Consider the following 25,197-nt stretch of genomic DNA (forward strand, 5'->3'; position numbering starts at 1 on the left):
GTGGCCCTATTATAAAATGGTATTACATCTAAATATCAAAATGCGTATTTGTACCCTACTGAAACCTGTCTCGGTTTACCCGGACGTGCTCCATATGGACGTCTACTGACAATGTCCACATTATCAAATACATTATCTACTTTCGCATAAACGCGACCATATTGATCAAAATCATAGCTAGCAGATAAATCTAATGTCGTACTAGAGGGCACAATTGAACCAGAAAGCGTTTCTCCAGTGCCTGCTACTTCTTGCATTTCATCAACATATTTCACTGAAAAGTTAACTTTCCAGCCGCTGCCTGAGAATCCGATATTGAAGGTGGCTTGATGATCCGCTAAATAGGGTAAACTATCACCAGCGTCAACTAGTCCCCATTGAGCAAAACTAGATTGAAATGAATTCTTAAACTCACTTTGTGTATACGTATACACGAAGCTATAAGGGATATCAATATGCAAATTTAATGGGTAGCTTTGTGAGAATTGTACTTCCACACCATAAACATCAACTTCACCACCACTAAATGTTTCACCTTCAATAATACCGCAATTAGAAAACCCGCAAGTCTCTGTTAAATTTTGGTAATCATTAAAGAAAGAAACCACTTCAAACTGTGTAACACCATCATTAAACCGGCCTCCAAACTCATAGTTGATGCTATTTTCCAACTCTTCTGATGCCCGTCTTTTAGGTGACGAAGGCACAAAGCCTTCATGCACACCAAATAATATTCCAGACTCTTCAGATAATTGATAAAAACCACTGATGCTTGGCAACCAAATATGAGTCGACTTATCTTGCCATAAATCTGCATTTCTCTGATCTTGGTAGTGCATATCCATGAACTCACCCCGAACACCCACACCCAAAGTTAAAGCGTCTAGTGTGATTTTATCTTCAATGTAGACAGACCATGCTTTTGTTGACTCAATATCTTGTGTTGCAGCCCGTATATCTGGCACTGCTTTTTGCGCTATCCCAGACACCATTTCATAGGTTTCTTCAAAATGCTTTCGTTCAATCTCATCTTCATGATATCGAACACCCGCAGCGATATTATGGGTAAATCCAAAAAGCTCTTGCTCAAAATCAGCATCGACTTGGATACCTTGAGAGTAGTATTCTCGATCGTTTGTGCCCATATTAAGAAATTGAGTCGGCAACCCATCAGCAACTGAGTCTATTTTTCCAGATATAACACCATATGCTAACTCGTATGTTTCTGGGTCATGTAAAATTTTCTGTAACGACACTGAGCTATTTAGTAGCCCATTCAGTTTTTTCCAAGCTCGTTCATAATCATTTCGATATACCCGAGTGGCTACGCTGAAGTTTTCACCATCAGCAAAGTGAGAAAACATAATCTGCTGATGCTCTGTATCCATCAAAGCGGGTTGCGAAGCTGCGTATCGACGATAAGGTGTATCTGCAAAATCTTGATCAGTTAAACCTAAATACGTTTCATCAGACTCTTCATCTGAATACGACAACTTCAGCCCCAGTGTATGCTCTATGCCGTCTGCTTCAAATTTATAGTTAAATTTTGCCAGCAAATCATTTTTAACAAACCCAGTGTCACCCCCACCATCGAGTTCTTTAAAACCATCCGCTTTAAGGGTTACGCCTTCCAATAAAAAGCCGACATTATTTACTACAGAGCCAAAATGGGCATGCGCTTTCTGATAACCATCCGCACCCACTGACAAGTCAATTGCCCCCTCAGAAAACTCAGGGATTTGTCGCGTTACTAAATTCAGCGCACCCGCAACGGTTTGTGGACCGTGTTTAATGGCCGCAGGCCCCTTAAACACTTCAACAGCTGTCATCCGCGTCGTCATTGGGAAATAATATGCCGCTGGAGCAGAATAGGGTGATGGTCCAATTAACACGCCATCTTCCATAATACTTATTTTTTTACTTCTTTCTGGAGTTACACCTCGAAAACCAATGTTCGGCCTCAAGCCATAACCATCTTCTTCTCGAATATTAATTCCAGGTACAGAGGCAAGAATGCGATGAATGTCATTGTATTCAAACTTTTCCAACTCAGCTTCACCAATCAGTGTTGCTGAACCGGCTTCCGTTCTCAACTTATCATAATGGCTGATAATCGTTATGTGCTCTAAACCGTCATCACTGTTTTCGTCAGCCGCATTCGCAAATGGCAGTATGAGTGCCAACGTCACTGCTATAGCTGATTGTGTTAATTTAGTTGAATTAGTCATTGTCACCTGCCGATGTTTTAGGAAGTTCTAGGGCGAGTTTATTTATAAAATCATTTTTCAACTGATCAGTTACATCCTTAACTTTCGCATGGGTAGTTTCAACTTTGTCACTGTCATTATTTAACGCATCATACAAACTTGTTTCAATCGCATTTGTGGCAGCTTTTGCATCATTGATACCACTGACCATCAAGTTACGAGTATCTTCTGCGTTAGATTCAATTAAGAAATCGTCAAAACCGAGTTGTGCTTCACTTCCTATCTCATTACCTAAGAAAAGTTTTTCAAAAGCCATTAAATTGGCTTTTAAATTTTCAAGTGAATGCATTGAAATTGAGTTTTCAACATCTTTTGAACAAACTGACGTACCACAAGAGTTTGTAAACTGTCCCAGTGGAATACCCAATTTAAAATCTTTAACTTCTTTGTCTAGGTAAAATAACGCATCAGATATCGCATTAACGGCTTTTAAAGGCGTTGCAAAAGAATTTCCAGCCTCACCAGCATTTTTAAGCTCGTTCGCGTATCCATCTTCAGCATTCCACTGCGATACCAATGATTGTGCATTCTCATTTAGGTCTTTACTGACTTCTGTCGCAAATTGACAGCGCGCAATTCGAACCGACTGTTCAGTACGGGAGTTCCAACCCGCTAATGCTTCATTTTCAACGCTACAGTTATGGGTGTAGGATGTATTAAATAATAGGTGCTCCAACGATAATAAACCTCTACGTGTAAACGTTCGGTCTTTTAAATCATATGGCCTTGCGCTATTTTGGTTTACTACCCCATCTTCAAAATACGCGGTATCTTGGTCAACACCACACAGGCTTTTAGAAGGCCATGAATAAATAACGTTTCTTAGCGCACTTTCATTTGCCGAAAGCGGTCCCAACAACATCAACTCGGCTTGCTGCCAAGCAGTCATCGCTTCTCTCCAGCTTTGTTTTGCTGAATCGAATCGCGCATCACGTGCGGCAAAGTCTGTCGTTGAGTCATCAATCGTTTGCTCAACCTCACAGTAACTCTTTACGTCATTGTATAAAGATGCTGTTTCACTTTGAAATGCAGTAAAAGTCGGCGTAATAACTTGATCAACAAGTCCTGCGATCATGGCTTTCTCATCAAAAGAAGATGTATCGCCTCCGTTATTATCACCACCGCTGTCTCCACCGTTATTGTTACCGTCATCAAAAGCACTACCTGATTGCCCCGATGTACTCTCCCCACAACCACTTAGACTTATTGTTAAGAGTACCGAAAAAGCCAACGGTATGTATCTTAATTTCGAAACAGAATTCATATTTGTTCCTAATTATTTAAATATAAAAAAAGGCTAGCTCCCTTATAAAGAGCTAACCTTAATAGTAGATTAAATGGTTATATTACCAACCAAGTACATTGTCTTCATTGAAGTCATATGCCACTTTTAATATCTCACGAGCTTGTTCTAATTTAGTTTTATACGCTGCTATATCAGCCTGAACTAGCACGGGTGCATCTCCAAATAACGTGTGCAATTCAGCAAATTTTGCCGGTCCTACACTGTCTTTCTTAGGATTAAGGTCATTATCTGCAAATGGAGAGAACGGGCTAAACTGGAAATTCAAACCAAAGCCTTTCATTTCACCCCAATGCTTAGCAAGTGACGCGAATTCATCGGCTGTGTATTCACCGTCTTCAATATTCGCGTAATCACCTAGTGAATCATTAATATAATGAACCACTGTTGCAGCGATTGCTTTTTCCCACGCTAATGATGCACCAAAGACATGCGCCTTAACTTGCGTCATTTGCTCTGCAGTTAACGCAACACCAACATTGTCGTTAATGATCTTTCGGCCTTGAATGAAGTTAGTCATTGCAACAGCTGTGAAATCTGTCGTGACATTATTTTGTAATGTGCCTCTATCACGCTTTGCAGCATTTGACGCGTTGCCCCAAACAAATTCCGCAGCTAAGTCGATTTTGCCATCCATATTTGCATCGTATTTACCCTGGTGTGTATCTCTGCCACCTTTTTTCGCTATTTCGTCATCTGATGATTCTAAATAATGACGAGATGCACCAAAGTATCCAAAACCTTCATCATATTGATGCTCAAGAGAGGTATATGACTTTCCATCTTTATGTGCTTCAATATTTTGGCTTGTTAATCCATCATCAAGGTAATCATCTGTACCTTGTGAAAACATTAATGCACCTAAAGTATGCTTTTGTACCAGTTGCACTAAATCTAAGCCTTCAGGGGTGATATAAGCCTTAGTAATAACGTTACCAGCCGGATCTTTTAGTTGCTCGCCACCAACCATTTTTTGAATTTGTGACTCAAATAAATCAAAGTAGTGCTTAACTAGTCCTTCAGGTGTTTTCGCATTTTCACCAAAGTTAGTCCAACCAACTAGCCCAGAGCCATCTTCTTTTAACCAATCTTTGTACATTTTCGATGCATCTGCACCAGCGATTTTACCGCTGAGTTCTTTACCTGAACCCGATATTTGAGAAAATGTAGTTTGCGTGTAGCCAGCCGCTAATGCTGCACTATCACCTAGGTGTGAAATCTCATCATCTGCTACCGCCGCATAGTCACCCCATAAAGCATCTAATCGCGCTCTAGCGATAGTCGGCGCATCAGTGCCTAGTGACTCAATATATTCAGCATTGAATTTGCCCATATATGACTTAATCTCAGCTGACAATGCATGACGTGCAGTCTGGCCTGTATATGATACAGAAGAGCCACTCTCTCCGGTAAGCTTAGTATCAAACTCATAGACATTTACACCCGCCGTTGATGCGGTATCAGCAACAGACAATACTAAATCTTTTTCAAATGTAAGGTCACCCGCATCTGTTACTTTCACTTTTACAGTGATTGTTTCACCTTCAGCTAATTGCTCAAAGTTCATAGCATGATGGCTATTCAGCTTTAACGTGCCATCTTCAATTGTGAAACGTACATCATCTGTTGTGAAAGTATGACCTGTGTCTGCATCATCGGCTGCAGTCAAAGTGCCTACTTCTGCACCAACAACATCTTCAGCAACAGCGCTAGACGACAAGGTAATGTCTGTCGGCGCAGCATTAGTCGGTGTTGTAGGAGTCGTTGGTGTAGTTGGCGTTGAATCATTTGAGCTAGAACCACCGCACGCGGTTAAACCAAGAGTTGCAGCCAGGATAGATGTTGCAAGAAGAGACTTACGTAAAATCATTTATGATTTCCTCTGAAAATTATTTGTATTTGCATTTTCTTATCTGGGACAAAAGTATACACGCATATAAATAGCAATCAATATTATTTGCGTTGCCGAAACAAAGTAAATATGACAATTTGTAAACCTCTATCTGGTAAAAATCATAGATTTACAAAAAAATTGCTGTTCAAACACATATAAAACAAGCAATCTATCTGATATTTATTTCGCTTTTTATTCAAGAAAGAAGTAGCTAATTCATACAAACAACTCATTGCAACACAAAGATAATTGCGTAACATTAAATATTACAAGCTACCGCCAAGCGTCTTTAACAAAAATATAACCTTGTTTCCAGATCGTTTTTATTTTTCCAGGTTGTGATGAATCATCTTCTAATTTTTTTCGTAGTCGTGAAATGCGTACGTCAACCGTTCGAGTGTCATCTTGATAGGGTTTATCAATGATAGTTTTATAAACATGCTCTCGACTAATTACTCTCCCTGCATTACTTGCCAATAACCATAGTAATTCAAATTCATGACTTGTCAGGTAAATTTCTTTATCATTCAATGTCACTAGCCGTGCTCGAGCATCGATTACTAGCAGTCCAAATGTCAATAAAGAGCTTGATTTTGACGCCGCAGGACGTAGCAGCGCATTCAGCCTTGCTTGCCACAAACGCGGGGTGGCTGTTTTCGTTATTACATCATCCGCCCCCGACTCCAACAAAAAGCTATGGTCAGCTTCGTCTGTTTTTTCCGTAAAAACCATGACAGGTGCGGCAAACTGTGACTTCATTTTATCAATTAGGTCTGTTGGATTATCAAGGGTAAATTGCTCATTGACAACGACACCCGAAATATCTTGAACCCCTTCCCAATCAGGCATATCAGCCTCACTCGAAAAATGAAAAACTTCATATCCTGCTTGCTCAAATATTATTTTTCGCTGTATAAAACATTCCGATTCACGTTCAGCGAACAAAATTTTAGCCATTTCTACACCTAAAGGATTAGTTTTTATTTTAATTTGGCTAGTTTAATGCTTGAAACTGAATGGCAGCTTTACAAGGTGAACAAATTCTCTGCCGTTTTCCACAACACAGCAACAACAGGGTCAGTCAATCGCTTTGTTTTACACACTAAGCCCACTTCTATCGGCTCCATTGGTTCTGACACGGTCAAATACCGAACTTGCTCTTTAAAGGGTGATTGAGCCAGCACTATCTCAGGGATACACGCAATGCCAAACCCTAAGCTTGCCAAGGCGACCATCGCCTCATGCCCTGAAACATGGGCGTATACTTTCGGTGTAAATTGCAACTCAGTACAAAAGGTATCAAGCCTCTCTTTTAAGATGCCATGTTCCGGCATGATAAAGGGTAATTGGCTCCACTCCATCACTCCATTGACGTTTGAGTCCAATAAGTCACTCAAAGGGCATGCCATTGTCGGTGCTATAATCACCAAGGGTGAACGTCCAAGTGGCAGATACGATATACCATTGGGTAAATGTGTTGGCTTGACAGCAACAGCAAGGTCTTCTTTATCATTTTGCACATGGGCAATAGAAAATGCTGGATCTCCAGTATTCAAGTTCAACTCTATCGCGGGATACTGCTGTCTAAACTGTGCAAACAAGTCATAAACAAAGCTATAAGTCGCCGTAACAGAACAATAAAAGCTCAATTCTCCACTTAGTGGCTGTCGACTATCTTGACATTGGCTCTTAAACTGCCGCCACTGCGACAAGGTTGTACGTGCATACTCAACAAACGCTTTCCCTTGAGCTGTTAAACTCACACTGCGGTTATCTCTAATAAATAAAGCGACACCCAGTTCTTGCTCTAACTGCTTAATCTGTCTACTCAATGTAGGGGCACTAATATGGCACTGTTCACTGGCCCGGCCAAAATGCAGTGTTTCTGCAAGTCCCAAAAAATACTTTAATTGCTTATGATCCATACGGCCTCACATTACTTACGCTAGGTAGTGTTTCATAATATGAAATACTACAATTCAAATATATCATTTTACGTAATTAATAACAGCGCTTATGCTGGCTTCACACTCTATTTAAATACTTTCTTATTTTTAAGGCACTAACATGGCGAATTATTTTAACTCTTTACCACTAAGAGAGCAGCTAGCACAACTGGCACAATGTGAATTTATGGACCCTCAAGAATTTAATGAGGGTGTGAGCGTACTAAATGGCAAAAAACTTGTCATTGTAGGTTGTGGTGCACAAGGGTTAAACCAAGGTCTGAATCTAAGAGACTCAGGACTCGATGTTAGTTATGCTTTACGTGAATCTGCGATTGCTGAAAAACGCCAATCTTTCTTAAATGCATCAGAGAATGGGTTTACTGTTGGTACCTATGAAGCACTTATTCCAAGTGCCGATTTAGTTCTAAACTTAACACCTGATAAACAGCACACTTCGGTTGTTAACGCGGTTATGCCTTTAATGAAAAAAGACGCAACACTCGCTTACTCTCATGGCTTTAATATCGTTGAAGAAGGCATGCAAGTTCGTGAAGATCTTACGGTTATCATGGTTGCACCAAAATGCCCAGGCACTGAAGTACGCGAAGAATACAAGCGCGGTTTCGGAGTGCCTACGCTAATAGCTGTTCACCCAGAAAATGATCCACAAGGCAAGGGCTTAGCCCAAGCTAAAGCATATGCTGCGGGCACTGGCGGTCATCGTGCGGGTGTACTTAAGTCATCATTCATCGCTGAAGTAAAATCAGATTTAATGGGTGAACAAACCATTCTATGCGGTATGTTACAAACAGGCTCGTTATTATGTTTCGATAAGATGGTTGAGCAAGGTATCGACGCTGCATACGCATCAAAACTCATTCAATATGGATGGGAAGTGATCACTGAAGCACTTAAGTACGGTGGTATCACAAATATGATGGACCGCTTATCTAACCCCGCAAAGTTAAAAGCCTTCACATTAAGTGAAGAGTTAAAACAGATTATGCGTCCGCTATATAACAAACATATGGATGACATCATTAGTGGTGAGTTTTCACAAGGTATGATGGCTGATTGGGCTGAAGATGATGCTAAGTTATTATCATGGCGTGCAGAAACGGGGGAAACTGCATTCGAAAAGCAAGCTAATACTGATCAAGAAATTTCAGAGCAAACCTTTTTCGACAAAGGCATTCTTATGGTAGCAATGGTCAAAGCCGGCGTTGAACTCGCGTTTGAAACAATGACTGCTGCAGGGATCATTGATGAGTCAGCATACTATGAATCACTTCATGAAACGCCACTTATCGCCAATACGATTGCGCGTAAAAAGCTATACGAAATGAATAGCACTATTTCAGATACTGCAGAATACGGTTGTTACTTATATAACCATGCATGTTTGCCACTCCTTAAACCTTTTATGGAAAACATTGATACCGACGTTATTGGTAAAGGCTTAGATGTAACAAGCAACTATGCTGATAATCAAGAGCTTATCGATGCTAACTTAGCCATTCGTAGCCACCCAGTCGAAATCATTGGGGAGCAACTACGCGGCTACATGTCTGCTATGAAAAAAATAGTTTAAACCAGTTCGCTTGTTAGAAACCGAGCCCATACGCATTCGCTATGGGCTTTTTTCATATCTATGCTTCATTCGTACCTTTTTTAACATTATACAAAAGTGGTAATTTAATGAACAATTGCTACACTTTGTTCGATCGCATTATTGATTATGGTAGAATAGTTCCCTTGTTTTAGAAAAGTGTGGATCAATGCGAAAAACTAGCCTTACAATCACTCAAAAAATCACATTATTAGGTAGCCTAATTGCAATAACTGTTGCAGGGATAATCGGTGCTACTGCGATTTATAGCGCAAAAACGATGACTGAAACACGCATGTTGGAGTCAGAGCTACCTGCAAAAGTCGAAAGCATTAACAAGTCAATCTCAAAACAAATCTACCAACTAAAAGATGCTGCTAAACAACTCTCTAGTAATGTTTTTATTACTGAGTCAGCAAAGAGTGGGCAACTCAGTGAAACGCTATTAGTGAACGAGCTCGGAAGGTTGGTTGACCAATATCAATTGGCCACGGCTTCATGGGCTAACCGAGAAACACGACAGTATTGGAACCAACATGGCTTTCTCAGAGAACTCAATCATCAACAAGATGGCTGGTTCTTTGGCTTTACACAAAGCGGAGCCGAATACTCAATTAGCATTTTCCAAGAATCCCCTGGGGATGTAAAAATGTTTGTCAATCATCAGCAAACAAATGGCGTCGGCCTTGCTGGCCTTGCAAAAAGCATTGATGATATGCAACGTATGTTGAGTAATATGCGAATCGAAAAAACCGGATTTGTATTTGTGGTCAATAAAGAAGGTACCATTCAGCTGCACCCAGATGCAGCATTAGTTGCCACCACCACACTCAGAGATTTATACGGCAACCAAGCTGTTGGTAGTTTACTTTCCAATCAAGACTTCGTCGTTGAGAAACTCAACCTAACCGAGCAGACAACCTTAGTCGCAGCAAGTCCAATTGCTGGTACTGACTTATATGTCATCGCCCAAGTGCCTGAATCTGAAGTCATTGAAGAGATTCTATCCCTGCAGTGGCAGATAATTGCTTTTTCGGTTGCCGTTGCACTCGTTGCGAGTTTGATTAGCTTATTCTTAGCTAAAAATTTAAGTGCGCCGCTATCAAATATGGCACAACTATTTGCACGTTTAGGGAGCGGAGACGCGAAACTAAATTACAGAGTGCCAGAATCTGAGCAACCAGAATTACAGGCTTTGGCCGAGGGTTTTAACCAGTTTATTAATAAAATTGAGCAAGCCATAAAGAAAGTTGCCAGTGAAAGTGGCGATATTCGTAGTGCCAGTGAACGCGTTTTTGAACAGAGCCAAAGTAACTCTCAATCTCTCGATGAGCAGAAGTCACAAACTATTTCAGTGGCTGCCGCAATAAATGAAATGGGGGCAACGGTACAAGAGATTGCTGGAAGCGCAAATAATACAGCTAAATTGACAGAACAGAGCAAAGAGATGTCAAATCAGAGCCATCATGGTGTTCAGCAAAGTCAAACCCAGCTACAAGGGTTGGCTAATGATATTGATGCGATGGCCTCAGAAGTAACGACATTGGCCGAAAAAACGCAATCTATTGCCAATATTGTCGATGTCATTCGCGGAATATCAGAACAAACGAATTTATTAGCGCTCAATGCGGCAATTGAATCTGCACGCGCGGGTGAACATGGTCGTGGTTTTGCCGTAGTAGCTGACGAGGTACGTGCACTCGCCAGTAGAACTTCGCAATCAACTGATGAGATTCAAGCCACAATTACAGAGTTAACGGTTGCATCTGACTCTATTGTCAAACAAATTAGTCAGTCGAAGCATCAAGCAGTACAAAGTGTTGAAACAATGCAAAACTCTGTGGAACTGATGGAAACCATCACCGAAACTGCAAACCAAATTAATGATATGACCACATTAATCGCTGCTGCCACCGAAGAACAAAGTAACGTGGTTGCCGATGTGGGCCGAAGCATTGAACATATCAGCACCATTAGCGATGAAGTTATGAATGAGCAGTTAAATACTGAGCATTCAATTCAAGCGCTTGCAGACTCAGCTAAAATACTAGATGGCTTAGTAGCCAGCTTTGAGCAAGGGTAATTTAGCGGCCTATAAAAGTTCACTTAACCGAGCTTCTAAATGGTGTTTATATCAAGCGATATAAACACCATTTATTCCTGCAACAATTTGTAACCAAACAAACTACTCCTCAGTTATATTTTGAACTATGCTTGATAAATAAGCAGTTTTAAGTGGGAGGTGGTTATGTCCACGCTAAATAAAATAAAATTCGTCAGTCTGATCCCGATATGTTTTTTACTAAGTGCGTGTTACAGCACTGAACAACAAGTATCGACAAATAAAAACTTATTGAACGACACCCTTTTCACCGAACATCGCGTGCCGAGTGAACGCGAAGTATTTCAGCTTGATGCTAAAATAAAAACACAACTTGATGTGTATTTTAGAGGGGCAACCCCTTCGTTATCACAGACCCAAACCTTACTTAAATTTTTAGTAGATAATGGTGAATCATCGCTGTCTTATCAGTCAGGTGCCAATTTAACCGCTTCAGAAGCCTACTTTGATCTCAATGCGAATTGCCTTTCATTATCTATTTTATCATTTAGCCTCGCCGAGCACCTTGGTTTTGAATCCCAATTCCAAAGAGTACATATTCCAGAATATTGGGATCAAACATTAGGGTATAGTTTATTAACCGGGCATGTGAACTTGGTTATCACTGAATCAAACTTTGCCAGAAATCGAACAAGAACCAGTGCTGTGTCACTTTATACAGCACCAAAATCGCTCACGATTGATTTTGATCCCAACAGTCGCCAACAAAAATTCCCAACATCAAACATTACTAAGCAAAGAATTTTAGCCATGTTTTATAGCAACCGTGGCGCCATACATATGATTAATGGCGAGCACGACTTTGCCTATAACTATTTTAAGGCCGCGATAAATATTGATGAACATTACTCAGGTGCATGGGGTAATCTTGGGGTGTTATATAGAATCGTTAACCAACACCAACTTGCAGAGCAAACTTATCAACAAGCCCTAGCATTAAACGTAGATAACAAAACTGTGATGGGAAATATGGCGTTATTGTATAGATTAACCGAACGAGCGCATCTAGCGGATTCAATCGAAAGCAAACTCAGTGCAGAACGCAAAGATAACCCGTACTACCAAATTGTATTAGGGAATGAAGCTTTAGAAGCGAACAATTTAAGCCTCGCGCTTCGTCACTTTAATAGGGCAAGAAGACTTGATACTAAACTGCATAGCAGTTATTTTGGCATTGCAAAAGTACATTATTACCGAGGTAACCTTGAGCAAGCACAAAAGTACTTATCACAAGCTTATAAATTATCTGAATTTAACCATGATCGAAAACGCTACCAAAATAAACTTCAGTGGTTACAAACTGTGGCTAAAAATTAGTGTTTTAGCCTTTTTTACCGCCGCCTATCAAGCTAGTGCGTCGCAATTGCACGAAGATATGCTCACTTTAACAAGCCCAGCACATGCTGGGCGATCCGCTGGTAAAACTGACACCCCAAATATTAGCGGGCAATATATATACAATCGATTTGAGCATCTAAATTTAGAAACGAAATATCAAGCTTTTCCATTTAAGGCTGGCTTTTTTCGCCATGCTACAGGGCATAATATCATCGCAACGCTACCCTGTAATACACAAACTTGTGGGAACAACCTCGTTATTACAGCCCATTATGACCATTTAGGAGGACAACCCACGTCTTACTATGCCGGTGCAAATGACAATGCATCGGGTACATCTGCGTTACTTTATTTGGCCGAACTACTGAACAACAAAACGCGAAACCGTTCAGTGACGTTTGTCGCAACAGATGCAGAAGAGAAAGGCTTATACGGTGCAAAATACTTTGTAAGTCAACTCAAGGCCACAGATATCGCCTTAAACATAAATCTAGATATGTTAGCCCCAACGTCTAAAAATAGAGTCTACGTGTTACATTCTAAGCACACTTCCAACGCTCTATCTATCCTTAAGACACTCCCTAAGCCTGACTTCAACCTGAGAATTGCGAATTCACGTTATAAAATGCAAAGAATGATGGATAACCCTCGAATTGATTGGCATCGCGCCAGTGATCACTATGCATTCGCCAAAGCACGCATACCTTATATTTACTTCGGCATTGGGGAAGATAAAAACCACCACACTAAGCGCGATACAATAACCGCTATTAATTTTGAACGGTATCAGCTTGTTGTTAATTTCATTAGTGATTTTATCGTTAAATTACTCGACTCACCATTAGAAGCAACCAATTGAATTTTTTGTGCTTTATTGAGTTTTTTAACTTGCCATTCTAATTTACAAGCATCACTTTTAGTACCCACTGGGTATGAGAAAACCAATTGTAGCGGTGCTTTGCCTTTTAAATTTTTGGCCCCTTTTCCCTCTTGGTGCGCCTCAATACGGGCAGCTACATCATTAGTCACCCCGGTATACCAATGACCAAACCGTGTTTCAACAATATAAATATACCAGGTTGACTTGGCATCAATCTCAGACATTTCTTATTTTTTCCCTTCTATTGAGAAACTTTTTCTATACACTAAGGTCGAACTTCGACAAGAAGCTTTACCTTCTGCGCTTAATCGGTATCATGCAAATAATTGAAAATAAGGATACACAAATACATGCAGTCTAATAAATCCCTTTCTGTTTGGCTCGTTGCTTTTATAACGACGGTAATGCTGTCTGGTTGCTCTAGCTGGGTATATCGCATCAATGTGCCACAAGGTAACTTTTTAGAACAGTCAGATGTAGAAAAACTACGCATAAACATGACTCGCGAACAAGTGTTATTTGTTTTAGGCAGCCCCATCGCGAAGGATGCTTTTAACAGTAAGACTTGGCACTATGCTTATGTATTCAATATAGACCGTGAATCAGAACAACGTAAATCGCTGACCGTGTATTTTGAAGATGAAAAGCTAACCCGTATTACCGGCGATTATGATGAGCCTAAAGAGTTCAACACTCCTTTAGATGAATAACGCTTTTGATAGTTCAAGATTAAAAAGGGCTTTAGGCCCTTTTTTGTTGTCTTAAGCACCGATAGACCAATCACCACAGTTAATGACCTACTCTCTAGGTTCTACCACCGGTGATCTTATTTGCTCTGCCTTCTTCTTTTGCTTTTTCTGCTCGACGTCGACGTGCATCTTTCGGATCTGCAATGAGTGGTCGATAAATCTCGATTCGGTCCCCTTCCTTTACAGCTTGCTTGCCTTTTACTGTGCGATTCCAAATCCCTAATGTTAAATTAGTAGGATCAATATCTGGACATTTATCAAGTATGCCTGATTGTAGTACCACTTGCTCAGCAGAAGTCCCTTCTGCAACATCTACGGTTAACACCACCGCTTTGTGAGGCACTGCAAATACTACTTCAACTTTTATCATGAGCGTGCCCCATATACCGTTTTAGCGCGCTGCGTAAACGCTGTTACCATATTTTTAGCAACTTCATTAAAAATCTTCCCAAAAGCCAATTCCACTAACTTATTTGCAAATTCGAAATCAAGTTTTAACGTCACTTTACAAGCTTGGTCATCTAATTCAATAAACTCCCAATAACCATATAGTGACTTAAATGGCCCATCCACTAACTGCATTTTCATTTGATTGCCATCAAAACTATTTTTTGTGGTAAACCACTTTTTAAGCCCAGCTTTTGATATTTCTAAACTGGCAACCATATCGTTTGAGGTTGCTTCAATAATTTTTGCATTTGAACAATTTGGTAAAAATTCTGGGTATGCGTCAACATCATTAACCAGAGTAAACATTTCTTGAGTGCTATACATCACCAACGCACTTTTTTCTATTTGTGGCATAGTTACTCCATTCTATTTGTCGCGATTTTAGCAAGCTTTTGAAAATTTATCTTGTATGCAGTAAGCTCCTGCGCGAAAATAAGACATAAATTTGAAAAAGCACTATTTTCTGTCCACTTTTCTAGGTAAACTACAGCCATTATGGCAAAGAAAAAATCATCAAAATCAACAACCAATACCATCGCGCTCAATAAAAAAGCGCGACATGAGTATTTTTTACACGATAAGTTTGAAGCGGGTATGGAGCTCCAAGGCTGGGAAGTTAAAAGTATCCGAGCGGGCAAAGTAAACATTTCAGACACCTACATTCACCTTAAAGATGGCGAAGCATTTTTGCTTAGCAGTCAAATTCAACCACTAAACAGTGCTTCAACGCATGTTATTTGCGATCCTATGAGGTATCGTAAATTATTATTAAACAAGCGGGAGATTGACCGGTTAGTGGGTGCAACAGAGCGAGATGGTTTTTCCCTTATTGCAACCGCAATGTATTGGAAAAAATGCTGGGTAAAACTAGAGTTTCACTTAGCCAAAGGTAAAAAAATGCATGACAAGCGTTCAGACTCCAAAGATAAAGATTGGTCTCGTGAAAAAGAGCGTCTTATGAAGCATTCAGCACGCTAACTTCAGTTTTCTCTAATAAGGGAAGATACTGTTCAGATTACAACGCTCAATATATTATTGGGCGTTTTGTATTTTGGGACCTTATATTGCGCGCAGTCATGACAGATACCTACCAGCGGTTGCACTACTTAACTCACTCAGAACAAGGTGAATACGTTCTCACTCAAATCGTGCCATCATGTGTTAGCACACCTATCAGCCGATGAATCACATAGAGTAGAACAAGTATAAAACTTCGCTTTACACGGCTCGTACTGTGCATCGTGGTTGGTGTACCTCCTAAAGCAAAACATCATCTATTTGAATTCATTGAGGAGAAACCACATAACATGTGCCAACACGGCAATTGAAAAAGCATCAGCTTTAGTCAGTATTTATCAAAAATCGACATAAAAAAACCTCGCTTAGCGAGGTTTTTTTATGTGTTTAAACTTAGCCTTTGTACTTTTGCATCACGAGTGTTGCGTTTGTACCGCCGAAGCCAAAGCTATTTGACATCACCGTGTTTAACTCAACATCACGACGTTCGGTCACAATATCTAAGCCTTTCGCTTGTTCATCTAACTCGTCAATATTAATCGATGGTGCGACAAAGTTATTTTCTAGCATTAATATTGAAAATATTGCCTCATGTACACCTGCAGCACCTAGTGCATGGCCTGTCATCGCTTTTGTGGCACTAATTGCAGGAGATTTCTCACCGAACAGTTCTTGAATAGCGCCTAGCTCTTTAACATCGCCAACTGGGGTCGATGTACCATGCGTATTTAAGTAATCAATCGGGCCATCTACATCTTGCATCGCTTGCTTCATACAGCGTACTGCACCTTCACCTGAAGGCGCTACCATATCATAACCATCTGATGTCGCGCCGTAACCTACGATTTCTGCATAGATGTGCGCACCACGAGCAAGTGCATGTTCCAACTCTTCAACAACAACAATACCACCACCACCCGAAATAACAAAACCATCACGGTTTGCATCATACGTACGAGAAGCCAGTGCCGGTGTTTCATTATACTTTGTAGACAATGCCCCCATTGCGTCAAATTCCATTGCCAGTGTCCAATGTAATTCTTCACCACCACCTGCAAAAATAACATCTTGCTTACCAAGCTGAATTTGCTCAACGGCGTTACCAATACAGTGAGCAGATGTGGCACATGCTGAACTAATTGAGTAATTGACGCCCTTAATTTTAAAAGGGGTTGCCAAACATGCTGATGTTGTACTCGCCATAGTACGCGGGACCATATACGGCCCAACACGCTTTACACCTTTTTCACGTAATATATCTGCGGCTTCAACTTGATGCTTAGAAGAACCACCACCTGAGCCAACAATTAAGCCCGTGCGCTCATTAGAGACTTGATCTTCTGATAAGCCTGAATCTTCAACAGCCTGCGCCATTGAAATATAAGAAAATGCAGCTGCATCTCCCATGAAACGGTGTGCTTTACGGTCAACAAAGTCTTTTACGTTAATATCAAGGTTACCTGAGACATTACTACGTAATTTATACTCGGCAAATTCAGGGTTAAAAACGATACCGCTTTTTCCTGCTTGTAGAGATTCTAATACTTCTTGCTTGTTATTGCCGATGCTTGAAACTACACCGATCCCCGTAATTACGGCTCTTCTCATGGGTAAATTCCCTTAGTCATTTACTAAATTGTGGCTATTCTACGCTGAAATGCCCACCTAAGTGGTCAGCTTTCCAGCTTACACACGTACTCTGAATTCTTTTTACTCAAATTACAACGGACTATTACATATAAAACGCGTAAAATGACATTAATATTTTTGCTGTTACTACATATTACTATGATAAAAAATGCACAAATCCATTTCAATGAGATGGGCACGCCAGTCGCCGATAGGTTCGATGACGTATATTTCTCAAATGATGACGGACTCGCTGAGTCTCATTATGTCTTTTTTACTCAGAATAATATAGCCGAGCGATTACAAAATCATGACCAATCTCATTTTACCATCGCTGAAACAGGATTTGGCACTGGGTTAAACTTTCTCAATGCTTGGCTACAATTTAATAATCGACCAAAAAACAGCGCTGTGAATAAACTCCATTTTGTTTCATTTGAAAAATTTCCAATTAAACACCAAGAACTCGTGAAAGCACTTGCTGCATGGCCATCACTGCAACAACAAGCTAATGCGCTATGTAGCCACTACCCCATTGCACTTGCTGGGTGCCATCGTCTTGAATTTGAGCAAGGCACAGTCGTATTAGATTTATGGTTTGGTGATGTTCATAACTCATTACCCCAATTAAGCTACCAGTCACAAGGGATTGTTGACGCATGGTTTTTAGATGGTTTCGCGCCGAGTAAAAACCCAGATATGTGGCAACAGAGTTTATTCAACGCAATGGCCGATTTATCTCGGTGTAACGCAACGTTTGCGACATTCACGGCCGCAGGGTTCGTCCGTCGCGGTTTACAAGATGCAGGTTTCATCTGCAAGAAAGTCAAAGGTTTCGGCCGTAAACGCGAAATGGTAGTAGGCACACTAGAAAAAGCAACAAAGCAGGAAACCACCCCAGCATATTATTACCATAATACGCGTGCGTTAAACAACGTCGCAATTATTGGAGGGGGTATCGCAAGCAGTTGCTTGCTATATCAATTAGCCAAACGAGGGAAAAAAAGCACTTTTTTTTGTCAAGATAGCAAACTCGCACAAGGCGCTTCCCATAATCGCCAAGGTGCTGTTTATCCGAATTTACAAGCGGATAATTCTCCCCCCAGTGAACTATACGCCCACACATTTTTATACGCTAGACGATTTTACGATGATATACATAAACAAGGGTATCACTTTGATCACAATTGGTGTGGCGTACTATTACAAGCTTTTAATGACAGTAAAACACAGCAACATAGTAACTTAGTCAACAAAGCTCAATGGCCAACCCCTTTAATTAGGCCTGTAACCCAGTCTGAAGCCTCTGATATCGCGAGTGTAACCTTGCCATATGCGGGGTTATTCATCGAACAGGCCGGCTGGGTAGACCCAGCGCAACTGACACATGCAATATTTAATGCTGCGCAACAACAGATAAAATCCGACAACTATTTTAATACGGATATTGAACGACTAGAACATACTGAAAGCGGCTGGTATTTACAGACAGAGGATGAAAAGTTCGGGCCTTTTTCTGATGTTTTTATTTGTGCAGGTGAACATAGCGATCGCTTTAGCCAAACTGCTGACATAAATATTCATGGCGTGCGGGGGCAAGTGTCACATATTGCTCAAGGCTCTGAATCAAGTAAATTAAGCACAGTATTGTGCCACAAAGGATATTTTACACCTAGCCACAATGGTGAGCATTGTATGGGGGCCACATTCGATAAAAATACCAAAAGCCGAGAAGTCAAAGCGGATGATAATGAAACCAATCATGCACAGCTTATGAAATTTTACAATCAAACTGAATTTGCCCAAGGTTTGGGAGAAATTAACAGCGAGAAAGCCGCAGTGCGTTGTTGTTTTAGCGACCACGTACCAATGCTTGGTCAAGTACCAGAGCAACAAGATTTAATCGATAGCTTCCATAATTTAACCAAAGGTAAACATTATGGGTTTGGCACTCCGGTAACGCCTCATCAAGGACTGCACGTTCTTACGGGGTTTGGTGCTAGAGGGTTATGTACTGCGCCCCTCACAACAGAGCACTTAGTCGCCAGCTTATGTAATGAGCCCAGACCACTCAGCGAACGTGTACATCATGTAATACACCCAAATCGATTTATTGTTAGAGATTTAATTCGTAATAAAATTGGTGTTTAACGCTATCATTCAAAAAGCCGTCTGCAATAGGTGGCTTTTACTCTATTGCTCGAATTTAAGATTTTGCAATTTGAATGATCACCCGACGGTTCTTACGACGCCCTAGCGCATTATCATTTGGTTCAACATGCCGTTTTTCACCAAAGCCGTCGGTGCGAACTTTCTCGCTTGGTACGCCCATATCTGACATATACCGCTTGATGGTTTCTGCACGCTTGCGTGACAACACCATATTGGTATTTCTCCCACCATAACTGTCTGAATACGCCGAAATATAGATAGACTCTATATTTTCGTCATTCTTTAAATACTCTCCAATCATCTCCAAACGCTTTCTTGAAGACTTAGTCAGCATACTAGAGTTCTTTTTATAGTTCATTACTGTAAAGGCTATGTCCTCAAAGCTGTATGGAAGCAAGTTATCTCTACATTGTAGAAATGCCCAATACATCTCACGAAAATTAACAGACGATAACGCCACTGAAATTTGATCACTGCTATTTTGCCAATCTTTATAATAAAATGTGGGATAGTTGCCTTTTTCAAGCTCTGTCAGCATTTCCCATGCGATACTATTATCAAGTTCACCATCGAACTTTTTCAGTAATTGCATTTTACTAATATCACGGACTGGATTACCCGCACGCCATGCCGGAGGCACTGATTGTAAACCTGCAAAGTCGTAACTTTCAGGACGCACAACCATATCTAAATTAAATGTCAGGTCTTTATTTTTACTGGCTGTTGACGTAAAGATTGCATCTCCATAGTAAGGCACTTCATGGTTAAGTTCACAAGAAAGACGAGTCGTTTTATCAAGCGTCCAATGAGACGTATCTGCGTTGGCACTATATTGCCGCATCGCTGCATTCACTTCACTTACTACGCTCAATAAGCAGCCAAAACTGAGTATTAATACATGTAATTTCACAACCTGACTCCAACTTTGTCAAAAAACTGCCAACTTAAGTCGCTATTTACTATGACAAACTAAAAATGTAATTCGACTCAACAGTATAAAGCAATTATTATGCCTAAAAAAATAACGTCATTCATCCTACGCAGTTAACATCCTCTTGTGTAACTTGTATAATGGCTGATTCACATTCAGCAATCAAAAGTATTATGGCAGAAACAGAGCAAACCTTATTTTCACAGCGCTTCCGTGGCTTCTTCCCTGTTGTTATCGACGTAGAAACTGCAGGCTTTAATAAAGATACCGATGCATTGCTAGAAATTGCAGCTTCAGTACTCAAAATGGATGAACAAGGTGAACTAAGCTTAGATCATACTTTGCACTTCCACGTTGAACCGTTTGAAGGCGCAAACATTGAGCAATCCGCCATTGAGTTTAATGGTATAGACCCTTTCTCACCGCTACGCGGGGCTGTTGCCGAAGCTGATGCGATTAAAGAAATTTGTAAAATGGTGCGTAAAGCACAAAAAGCAGCTGGCTGCTCTCGCTCTGTTATTGTGGCCCACAATGCGGCATTTGATCATGGCTTTTTAAACTCGGCCATCGAGCGCAATAACATAAAACGTACCCCATTTCATCCCTTTGTTAGCTTTGATACCACATCACTTGCCGGACTTGCTCTCGGTCAAACAGTCTTAGCCAAAGCTTGTCGCACTGCGGGGATCGAGTTTGATAATAATCAAGCACATTCCGCGTTATATGATACAGAGCGTACCGCTGAACTATTTTGTCATATCGTGAATAAGTGGAAAGCATTAGGCGGCTGGCCTCTTCCTCTTGAAGAAGAATCAGATATCCCAACTGAGCCTGACGCATCATAAAATAAAAAAGCCACTAAATTAAGTGGCTTTTTTACTCATATTATCACTATGGCTAGTGCGTATTATATTCAAGCTTACATGAACCAACAGTGCTATGCTGGCATGCTGCTTTACGGTAATACTGAGAAAATGCTTCGCTTTTTTCAACCCCATGACCTAACTCGTACATCTCAGCCAAATTGCGACATGAGCGGCTCTCTTTATTTGATTTGCATACTTTCACAAACATCGCCACGGCACGTTTCAAATCTTGACTAACACCATGACCATCGCGATAAGCTTCAGCTAAAAAATGACAGCCGGTCATATAATTGTTATCACAGGCAATATTAAATAGTTTACTTGCTAAAGCACTGTCTCTTTTCAAGTTATTGCCATCACGATGCAGTAACCCCAACTCAACACACGCCTTGCTATAGCCTTTATCGCACGCTTTATTATATAACACCCTTGCTTGTTCAAGGTTTTGCTCTCCCCCATCACCAAAAATATACATTTGCGCTAAATGTGTCATGCTGGGTGTGTATCCTAGTTCTGCTGCCAACTCAAAGTAAGATCGTGCGATTACATCGCTTTGCTCAACAGCAAGCCCGCGTCTAAAGTACTGGCCAGCTTTATTTAAACATTGTTTATTACCTTTATTTGCACACAATAAATACCATGAAATAGCAAGGTCTTGGTCTGCACTCACCACTTCACCAAACTGATAACTGCGTCCAAGTTCCAATTGAGCCCGTGCTGAATAATTTAATGCCGAACGCCGAAAAGCTAAATACGCTGCCATTTTATCTGGCGTGTCAAAATAGCCAAATTTTAGCGCTAGCCCTTTTAGATAATCTCCATGTGGGTGGCGTTTTTGTGCGGCCTCATCAATCCATTTTTTTGCCTTTAGCCAGCCATCACTTCCCTTTTTATTCACTCTTAGCAATAGCTCCGCATAGGTTGACTGAGCTCCTGTTAAGCCTTGCTCAGCTAAGAGTGAAAAACCAGATAATGTATTAACAAGTTCATCCTCTTTAACTTCCTGCAAAGCATGTAACTGAATATAGTACTTAGCTTTTAATGAGCCTTCACTCGCAGCCATTTCTATATATTTAGTCTGCTCTTCTAACGCATTGGCATCCGCCACTTTTTTATATAACCAAGCATATTTTAGCCGTCCATCCCCAGGAGATAACCCCTGCTCAGCATCCGTCATATACTCATTCGCCCGAGTTATATTCGGCTCTACCCCAATCCCTTGTTCGTACATTAATGCCAAAGCGATATTTGCGTCCAAATACCCCATGTTTGCGCTGTGGGTGAAGTATGATTCACACTGTGTATTTAAATCATTGACTGGTACCTTATTTAAACACAACACGCCGAGTTTATAATAGGCAATAGGACTATTATCTTGCGTAGCGCGATTATACAAAGCAACAGCGGCTTCCCACTCTTGTCGATGCGTTAGCAATTGTGCCTTAGCCAGCCGCGCACCAGTATCTTTGCTTATTAATGGGTCTATAACTTGTGTTTCAAGTAAATTTGAAATAACACCAAATGGGTACTGCACACCCAGTACACTGTGAATGAACTGATTGTTTTCAAAGTAAATTTCTTCTTGTAGCCCCGTAACCGGATCATTTACCACATATATTAAGTAAATAGCCTGTTTTGCATGCGCCAGTTGCAGGTAGATATCAATGATTTCATGATCAGACCGTTCCATCATGTCAAAGGCATCAGCCCAAGTCATCACTTCATATGCCGAATAGTATTCATTACCATTGCCGCTAGCCTGTATTCCTGATTCAATCAAAGCCACAGCCGATGCATGATACCGAGCCTGTGCTAGATCACCATACGATTCAAAGCACGATTGAGCAGATAAATGTGGTTTCACAGACCAGAAGTTCGCTCGTGTCAATTCAAACCAATTTATATCTGTACAAAGCACATTATGTTGCGCAATATCAATTAAAATCTGCTTATATTCTTCATCTTTTTGGACCACATCGCGCACGAAAGATGACGCTAAATAAGCTCGCCAAATAGCGTTGTAACTCACTCGCTCCGGGTTGTTTCGAAAGGTATCGATAACACTCATATACCTCTGGTTTTTTTGCGCAGCGCTTATGCGTTGTTCTCCTGTGCTTTTACATCCGGCCAACACAGCACATATTAACAACAGCCATAGCCTCAACACCAACATATTCGTTCTCTTTAAAATTAGTGACCAAAAGTAGCAACATACGCCACACGTATTATTGAAAAGCTTCAATAATATCATTAATCATGACAATAATTTAATGACTAACAAGTAATCTGTGTAGAAAAATAAAAAGGCCGCTGAATAGCGGCCTTTTGACAAGTAACTTTAGTTATAATGCGTTATAGGAACTGACCTAATGCTTTAACTTGATCAATCATGCGGTTTGAAAAACCCCATTCGTTATCATACCAAGCCATCACTTTAACCAATTTACCATCGGCTTTAGTTTGTGACGCATCAAATACGGATGACGCAGGGTTATGGTTAAAATCAATTGATACAAGTGGTAATTCGTTATATTCGAGAATTCCAGCCATCGCGCCCTCAGCAGCAGCTTTCACGACTTGATTCACTTCTTCTGTAGTGGTATCACGCTTAGCAATAAACGTTAAGTCGACCAAGGATACATTCACTGTCGGTACTCGAACCGCCATGCCATCAAGTTTACCTGCAAGCTCTGGCAATACTAAACCTACAGCCTTAGCTGCCCCTGTTTTAGTAGGGATCATTGACTGAGTCGCACTGCGCGCTCGGTACAAATCTTTGTGATATACATCACATAAGTTTTGGTCATTCGTAAATGCATGAATAGTCGTCATACTACCTTGTTCAATACCAATTGCATCATTCAATGCTTTTGCAACAGGAGCTAAACAGTTAGTCGTACATGAAGCATTTGAAATAATGGTGCTTGAAGCTGATAACACGTCACTGTTTACACCATGAACAACGGTTGCATCTAAGTCAGTACCAGGTGCTGATACGATCACTTTTTTTGCACCTGCTTCAATATGCTTTGATGCAGTCTCGCGTGAAGTGAAAATACCCGTGCACTCTAATACAATATCGACATTTAGCGATTTCCAAGGCAAGTTTTCTGGATCTCGCTCTTGCGTTAGGGCTATTTCATCATTACCAATGATGAGCGTGTTATCTGCAAGCGTCACTTGCTGATTAAAGCGCCCATGTACAGAGTCAAATTGCGTCAGATGCGCATTAACATTCGCTGGTGCTAAGTCATTAATAGCAACAATTTTTATTTGTTCGTTCTGGCCAGACTCATAAAGCGCTCGTAAAACATTGCGACCGATACGGCCATAGCCATTAATTGCGATGTTGATCATAACTGAGATTCCCCTTGATTATTTAACTTCACTTGCTTGTTTTGCAAGCGCTTCAATGGCTTGCCAGTCTTTGTTAGCGATAAGCTGCTTATCAAGCATCCATGTACCACCAACACAAATTACGTTCTTCAACGCCAAGTACTTCGGCGCACTGTCTAATGAAACCCCACCTGTTGGGCAAAAAGTGACCTGAGGTAGCGGGCCACCTATTGATTTAAGCATTGGCACACCGCCAGCTGCTTCTGCTGGGAAGAATTTCAAAAATTTAAATCCGTGAGAAGCTAATTGCATGACTTCACTTGGTGTCGCGGCTCCTGGTAAAAAAGGAATATCACTGACTTTGGCTAATGCCAGTAGCTCATCATTTACGCCTGGGCTCACCATAAAGTCTGCACCCGCTGCCACTGATGCTTCAAATGATGCTTTATCTACCACTGTACCAGTGCCAACGTAGGCTTCTGGGACCGTCTCTTTCATAATTTTTACTGCTTGCGCTGCAACTGGTGTGCGCAATGTTACTTCGAGTGCTTTTAAGCCACCGTTATACAAAGCTTGTGCAAGTGGCGCGGCATCTTCTAAATTGTCAATAACCACTACAGGCACGACTGGTGCCGATGATAAAATCTGTTCAATACTCATGTTAGTCCTCATACCCAATGCGTTT

General features: G+C 40.8%; 21 protein-coding genes. 8 read left to right on the forward strand and 13 right to left on the reverse strand.

Annotated features, from left to right (window positions below; genetic code table 11):
* Positions 1-35: 35 nt before the first annotated feature.
* The 5 genes from PAUR_RS12170 to ilvY all read right to left on the reverse strand — a co-directional run bounded on the left by PAUR_RS12170 (position 36) and on the right by ilvY (position 7,389).
* Positions 36-2,228, reverse strand: coding sequence for a TonB-dependent receptor family protein (locus tag PAUR_RS12170; RefSeq protein ID WP_192507993.1), 2,193 nt, complete (start codon positions 2,226-2,228; stop codon positions 36-38).
* Positions 2,221-3,531, reverse strand: a complete 1,311-nt coding sequence (locus tag PAUR_RS12175) for an imelysin family protein (protein ID WP_192507994.1) — start codon at positions 3,529-3,531, stop codon at positions 2,221-2,223. Before PAUR_RS12175 ends, PAUR_RS12170 begins: the two co-directional genes overlap by 8 nt.
* An 82-nt stretch (positions 3,532-3,613) precedes the next feature.
* The gene (locus tag PAUR_RS12180) at positions 3,614-5,440 is read right to left on the reverse strand and encodes a DUF4856 domain-containing protein (RefSeq protein ID WP_192507995.1); all 1,827 of its coding nucleotides are present in this window, start codon (positions 5,438-5,440) and stop codon (positions 3,614-3,616) included.
* A 297-nt stretch (positions 5,441-5,737) separates the two neighbouring features.
* The gene (locus PAUR_RS12185; RefSeq protein ID WP_192507996.1) at positions 5,738-6,421 is read right to left on the reverse strand and encodes a response regulator transcription factor; all 684 of its coding nucleotides are present in this window, start codon (positions 6,419-6,421) and stop codon (positions 5,738-5,740) included.
* Positions 6,422-6,489: 68 nt separating this feature from the next.
* A complete protein-coding gene (gene ilvY / locus PAUR_RS12190; protein WP_192507997.1) occupies positions 6,490-7,389 on the reverse strand; it encodes an HTH-type transcriptional activator IlvY in 900 nt (299 codons plus the stop codon).
* A 142-nt stretch (positions 7,390-7,531) separates the two neighbouring features.
* Here ilvY and ilvC point away from each other — a divergent pair, with 142 nt between their 5' ends.
* The 4 genes from ilvC to PAUR_RS12210 all read left to right on the forward strand — a co-directional run bounded on the left by ilvC (position 7,532) and on the right by PAUR_RS12210 (position 13,341).
* Positions 7,532-9,004 carry a ketol-acid reductoisomerase gene (gene ilvC, locus PAUR_RS12195; RefSeq protein ID WP_192507998.1) on the forward strand — a complete coding sequence of 491 codons (1,473 nt, stop codon included), beginning with the start codon at positions 7,532-7,534 and terminating at the stop codon, positions 9,002-9,004.
* A 187-nt stretch (positions 9,005-9,191) separates the two neighbouring features.
* On the forward strand, positions 9,192-11,105 hold the full coding sequence (locus PAUR_RS12200) for a methyl-accepting chemotaxis protein (protein ID WP_192507999.1): 1,914 nt from the start codon (positions 9,192-9,194) through the stop codon (positions 11,103-11,105).
* A gap of 165 nt (positions 11,106-11,270) precedes the next feature.
* Positions 11,271-12,461, forward strand: a complete 1,191-nt coding sequence (locus tag PAUR_RS12205) for a tetratricopeptide repeat protein (protein WP_192508000.1) — start codon at positions 11,271-11,273, stop codon at positions 12,459-12,461.
* On the forward strand, positions 12,403-13,341 hold the full coding sequence (locus PAUR_RS12210) for a M28 family peptidase (protein ID WP_192508001.1): 939 nt from the start codon (positions 12,403-12,405) through the stop codon (positions 13,339-13,341). Before PAUR_RS12205 ends, PAUR_RS12210 begins: the two co-directional genes overlap by 59 nt.
* Here PAUR_RS12210 and PAUR_RS12215 read toward each other — a convergent pair.
* Positions 13,269-13,586, reverse strand: a complete 318-nt coding sequence (locus PAUR_RS12215; RefSeq protein WP_192508002.1) for a GIY-YIG nuclease family protein — start codon at positions 13,584-13,586, stop codon at positions 13,269-13,271. The genes PAUR_RS12210 and PAUR_RS12215 overlap by 73 nt on opposite strands.
* 126 nt (positions 13,587-13,712) lie before the next feature.
* Between PAUR_RS12215 and PAUR_RS12220 the strand changes: the two genes are divergently transcribed.
* Positions 13,713-14,072 carry an outer membrane protein assembly factor BamE gene (locus PAUR_RS12220; RefSeq protein ID WP_192508003.1) on the forward strand — a complete coding sequence of 120 codons (360 nt, stop codon included), beginning with the start codon at positions 13,713-13,715 and terminating at the stop codon, positions 14,070-14,072.
* Positions 14,073-14,166: 94 nt separating this feature from the next.
* On the opposite strand, the gene PAUR_RS12225 is transcribed toward PAUR_RS12220, so the two are convergent.
* Both PAUR_RS12225 and PAUR_RS12230 read right to left on the reverse strand, forming a co-directional pair.
* Entirely contained in the window at positions 14,167-14,481 is a 315-nt protein-coding gene (locus tag PAUR_RS12225) for an RnfH family protein (protein ID WP_192508004.1), read from the reverse strand.
* The gene (locus PAUR_RS12230) at positions 14,478-14,915 is read right to left on the reverse strand and encodes a type II toxin-antitoxin system RatA family toxin (RefSeq protein ID WP_192508005.1); all 438 of its coding nucleotides are present in this window, start codon (positions 14,913-14,915) and stop codon (positions 14,478-14,480) included. Before PAUR_RS12230 ends, PAUR_RS12225 begins: the two co-directional genes overlap by 4 nt.
* A gap of 141 nt (positions 14,916-15,056) precedes the next feature.
* Between PAUR_RS12230 and smpB the strand changes: the two genes are divergently transcribed.
* Positions 15,057-15,539, forward strand: coding sequence for an SsrA-binding protein SmpB (gene smpB, locus PAUR_RS12235; protein WP_192508006.1), 483 nt, complete (start codon positions 15,057-15,059; stop codon positions 15,537-15,539).
* 432 nt (positions 15,540-15,971) lie between these two features.
* Here smpB and fabB read toward each other — a convergent pair whose 3' ends face one another.
* Positions 15,972-17,186, reverse strand: a complete 1,215-nt coding sequence (fabB, locus tag PAUR_RS12240; RefSeq protein ID WP_192508007.1) for a beta-ketoacyl-ACP synthase I — start codon at positions 17,184-17,186, stop codon at positions 15,972-15,974.
* A 180-nt stretch (positions 17,187-17,366) separates the two neighbouring features.
* On the opposite strand from fabB, the gene mnmC reads away from it, so the two are divergent.
* Positions 17,367-19,358 (forward strand): bifunctional tRNA (5-methylaminomethyl-2-thiouridine)(34)-methyltransferase MnmD/FAD-dependent 5-carboxymethylaminomethyl-2-thiouridine(34) oxidoreductase MnmC, encoded by a 1,992-nt coding sequence (gene mnmC / locus PAUR_RS12245; RefSeq protein ID WP_192508571.1) that lies wholly within the window; start codon positions 17,367-17,369, stop codon positions 19,356-19,358.
* Between the two features lie 55 nt (positions 19,359-19,413).
* On the opposite strand, the gene PAUR_RS12250 is transcribed toward mnmC, so the two are convergent.
* Positions 19,414-20,289, reverse strand: coding sequence for a flagellar protein MotY (locus tag PAUR_RS12250; RefSeq protein WP_192508008.1), 876 nt, complete (start codon positions 20,287-20,289; stop codon positions 19,414-19,416).
* A 194-nt stretch (positions 20,290-20,483) separates the two neighbouring features.
* Between PAUR_RS12250 and rnt the strand changes: the two genes are divergently transcribed.
* A complete protein-coding gene (gene rnt / locus PAUR_RS12255; RefSeq protein WP_192508572.1) occupies positions 20,484-21,155 on the forward strand; it encodes a ribonuclease T in 672 nt (223 codons plus the stop codon).
* 52 nt (positions 21,156-21,207) lie between these two features.
* Here the strand turns inward: rnt and PAUR_RS12260 are convergent, their stop codons facing one another.
* From PAUR_RS12260 to eda, 3 genes are all read right to left on the reverse strand, one after another.
* Positions 21,208-23,244, reverse strand: a complete 2,037-nt coding sequence (locus PAUR_RS12260; RefSeq protein WP_192508009.1) for a tetratricopeptide repeat protein — start codon at positions 23,242-23,244, stop codon at positions 21,208-21,210.
* Between the two features lie 284 nt (positions 23,245-23,528).
* Positions 23,529-24,533 carry a type I glyceraldehyde-3-phosphate dehydrogenase gene (gap, locus tag PAUR_RS12265; protein ID WP_192508010.1) on the reverse strand — a complete coding sequence of 335 codons (1,005 nt, stop codon included), beginning with the start codon at positions 24,531-24,533 and terminating at the stop codon, positions 23,529-23,531.
* Between the two features lie 18 nt (positions 24,534-24,551).
* Complete coding sequence (gene eda / locus PAUR_RS12270) at positions 24,552-25,172, reverse strand: bifunctional 4-hydroxy-2-oxoglutarate aldolase/2-dehydro-3-deoxy-phosphogluconate aldolase (protein ID WP_192508011.1); 621 nt, start codon at positions 25,170-25,172, stop codon at positions 24,552-24,554.
* Between the last annotated feature and the right edge of the window lie 25 nt (positions 25,173-25,197).

It is taken from the genome of Pseudoalteromonas aurantia 208 (assembly GCF_014858725.1).
Classification (GTDB): domain Bacteria; phylum Pseudomonadota; class Gammaproteobacteria; order Enterobacterales; family Alteromonadaceae; genus Pseudoalteromonas; species Pseudoalteromonas aurantia.

Coding starts and splice junctions, on each gene's coding strand:
- fabB (WP_192508007.1), bottom strand. CDS start 17,186: ATGAGAAGAGCCGTAATTACGGGGATCGGTGTAGTTTCAAGCATCGGC.
- PAUR_RS12225 (WP_192508004.1), bottom strand. CDS start 14,481: ATGATAAAAGTTGAAGTAGTATTTGCAGTGCCTCACAAAGCGGTGGTG.
- gap (WP_192508010.1), bottom strand. CDS start 24,533: ATGATCAACATCGCAATTAATGGCTATGGCCGTATCGGTCGCAATGTT.
- ilvY (WP_192507997.1), bottom strand. CDS start 7,389: ATGGATCATAAGCAATTAAAGTATTTTTTGGGACTTGCAGAAACACTG.
- PAUR_RS12180 (WP_192507995.1), bottom strand. CDS start 5,440: ATGATTTTACGTAAGTCTCTTCTTGCAACATCTATCCTGGCTGCAACT.
- PAUR_RS12175 (WP_192507994.1), bottom strand. CDS start 3,531: ATGAATTCTGTTTCGAAATTAAGATACATACCGTTGGCTTTTTCGGTA.
- smpB (WP_192508006.1), top strand. CDS start 15,057: ATGGCAAAGAAAAAATCATCAAAATCAACAACCAATACCATCGCGCTC.
- PAUR_RS12185 (WP_192507996.1), bottom strand. CDS start 6,421: ATGGCTAAAATTTTGTTCGCTGAACGTGAATCGGAATGTTTTATACAG.
- PAUR_RS12170 (WP_192507993.1), bottom strand. CDS start 2,228: ATGACTAATTCAACTAAATTAACACAATCAGCTATAGCAGTGACGTTG.
- PAUR_RS12220 (WP_192508003.1), top strand. CDS start 13,713: ATGCAGTCTAATAAATCCCTTTCTGTTTGGCTCGTTGCTTTTATAACG.
- PAUR_RS12205 (WP_192508000.1), top strand. CDS start 11,271: ATGTCCACGCTAAATAAAATAAAATTCGTCAGTCTGATCCCGATATGT.
- ilvC (WP_192507998.1), top strand. CDS start 7,532: ATGGCGAATTATTTTAACTCTTTACCACTAAGAGAGCAGCTAGCACAA.
- PAUR_RS12200 (WP_192507999.1), top strand. CDS start 9,192: ATGCGAAAAACTAGCCTTACAATCACTCAAAAAATCACATTATTAGGT.
- rnt (WP_192508572.1), top strand. CDS start 20,484: ATGGCAGAAACAGAGCAAACCTTATTTTCACAGCGCTTCCGTGGCTTC.
- mnmC (WP_192508571.1), top strand. CDS start 17,367: ATGATAAAAAATGCACAAATCCATTTCAATGAGATGGGCACGCCAGTC.
- PAUR_RS12260 (WP_192508009.1), bottom strand. CDS start 23,244: ATGAGTGTTATCGATACCTTTCGAAACAACCCGGAGCGAGTGAGTTAC.
- PAUR_RS12230 (WP_192508005.1), bottom strand. CDS start 14,915: ATGCCACAAATAGAAAAAAGTGCGTTGGTGATGTATAGCACTCAAGAA.
- PAUR_RS12215 (WP_192508002.1), bottom strand. CDS start 13,586: ATGTCTGAGATTGATGCCAAGTCAACCTGGTATATTTATATTGTTGAA.
- PAUR_RS12210 (WP_192508001.1), top strand. CDS start 12,403: ATGATCGAAAACGCTACCAAAATAAACTTCAGTGGTTACAAACTGTGG.
- eda (WP_192508011.1), bottom strand. CDS start 25,172: ATGAGTATTGAACAGATTTTATCATCGGCACCAGTCGTGCCTGTAGTG.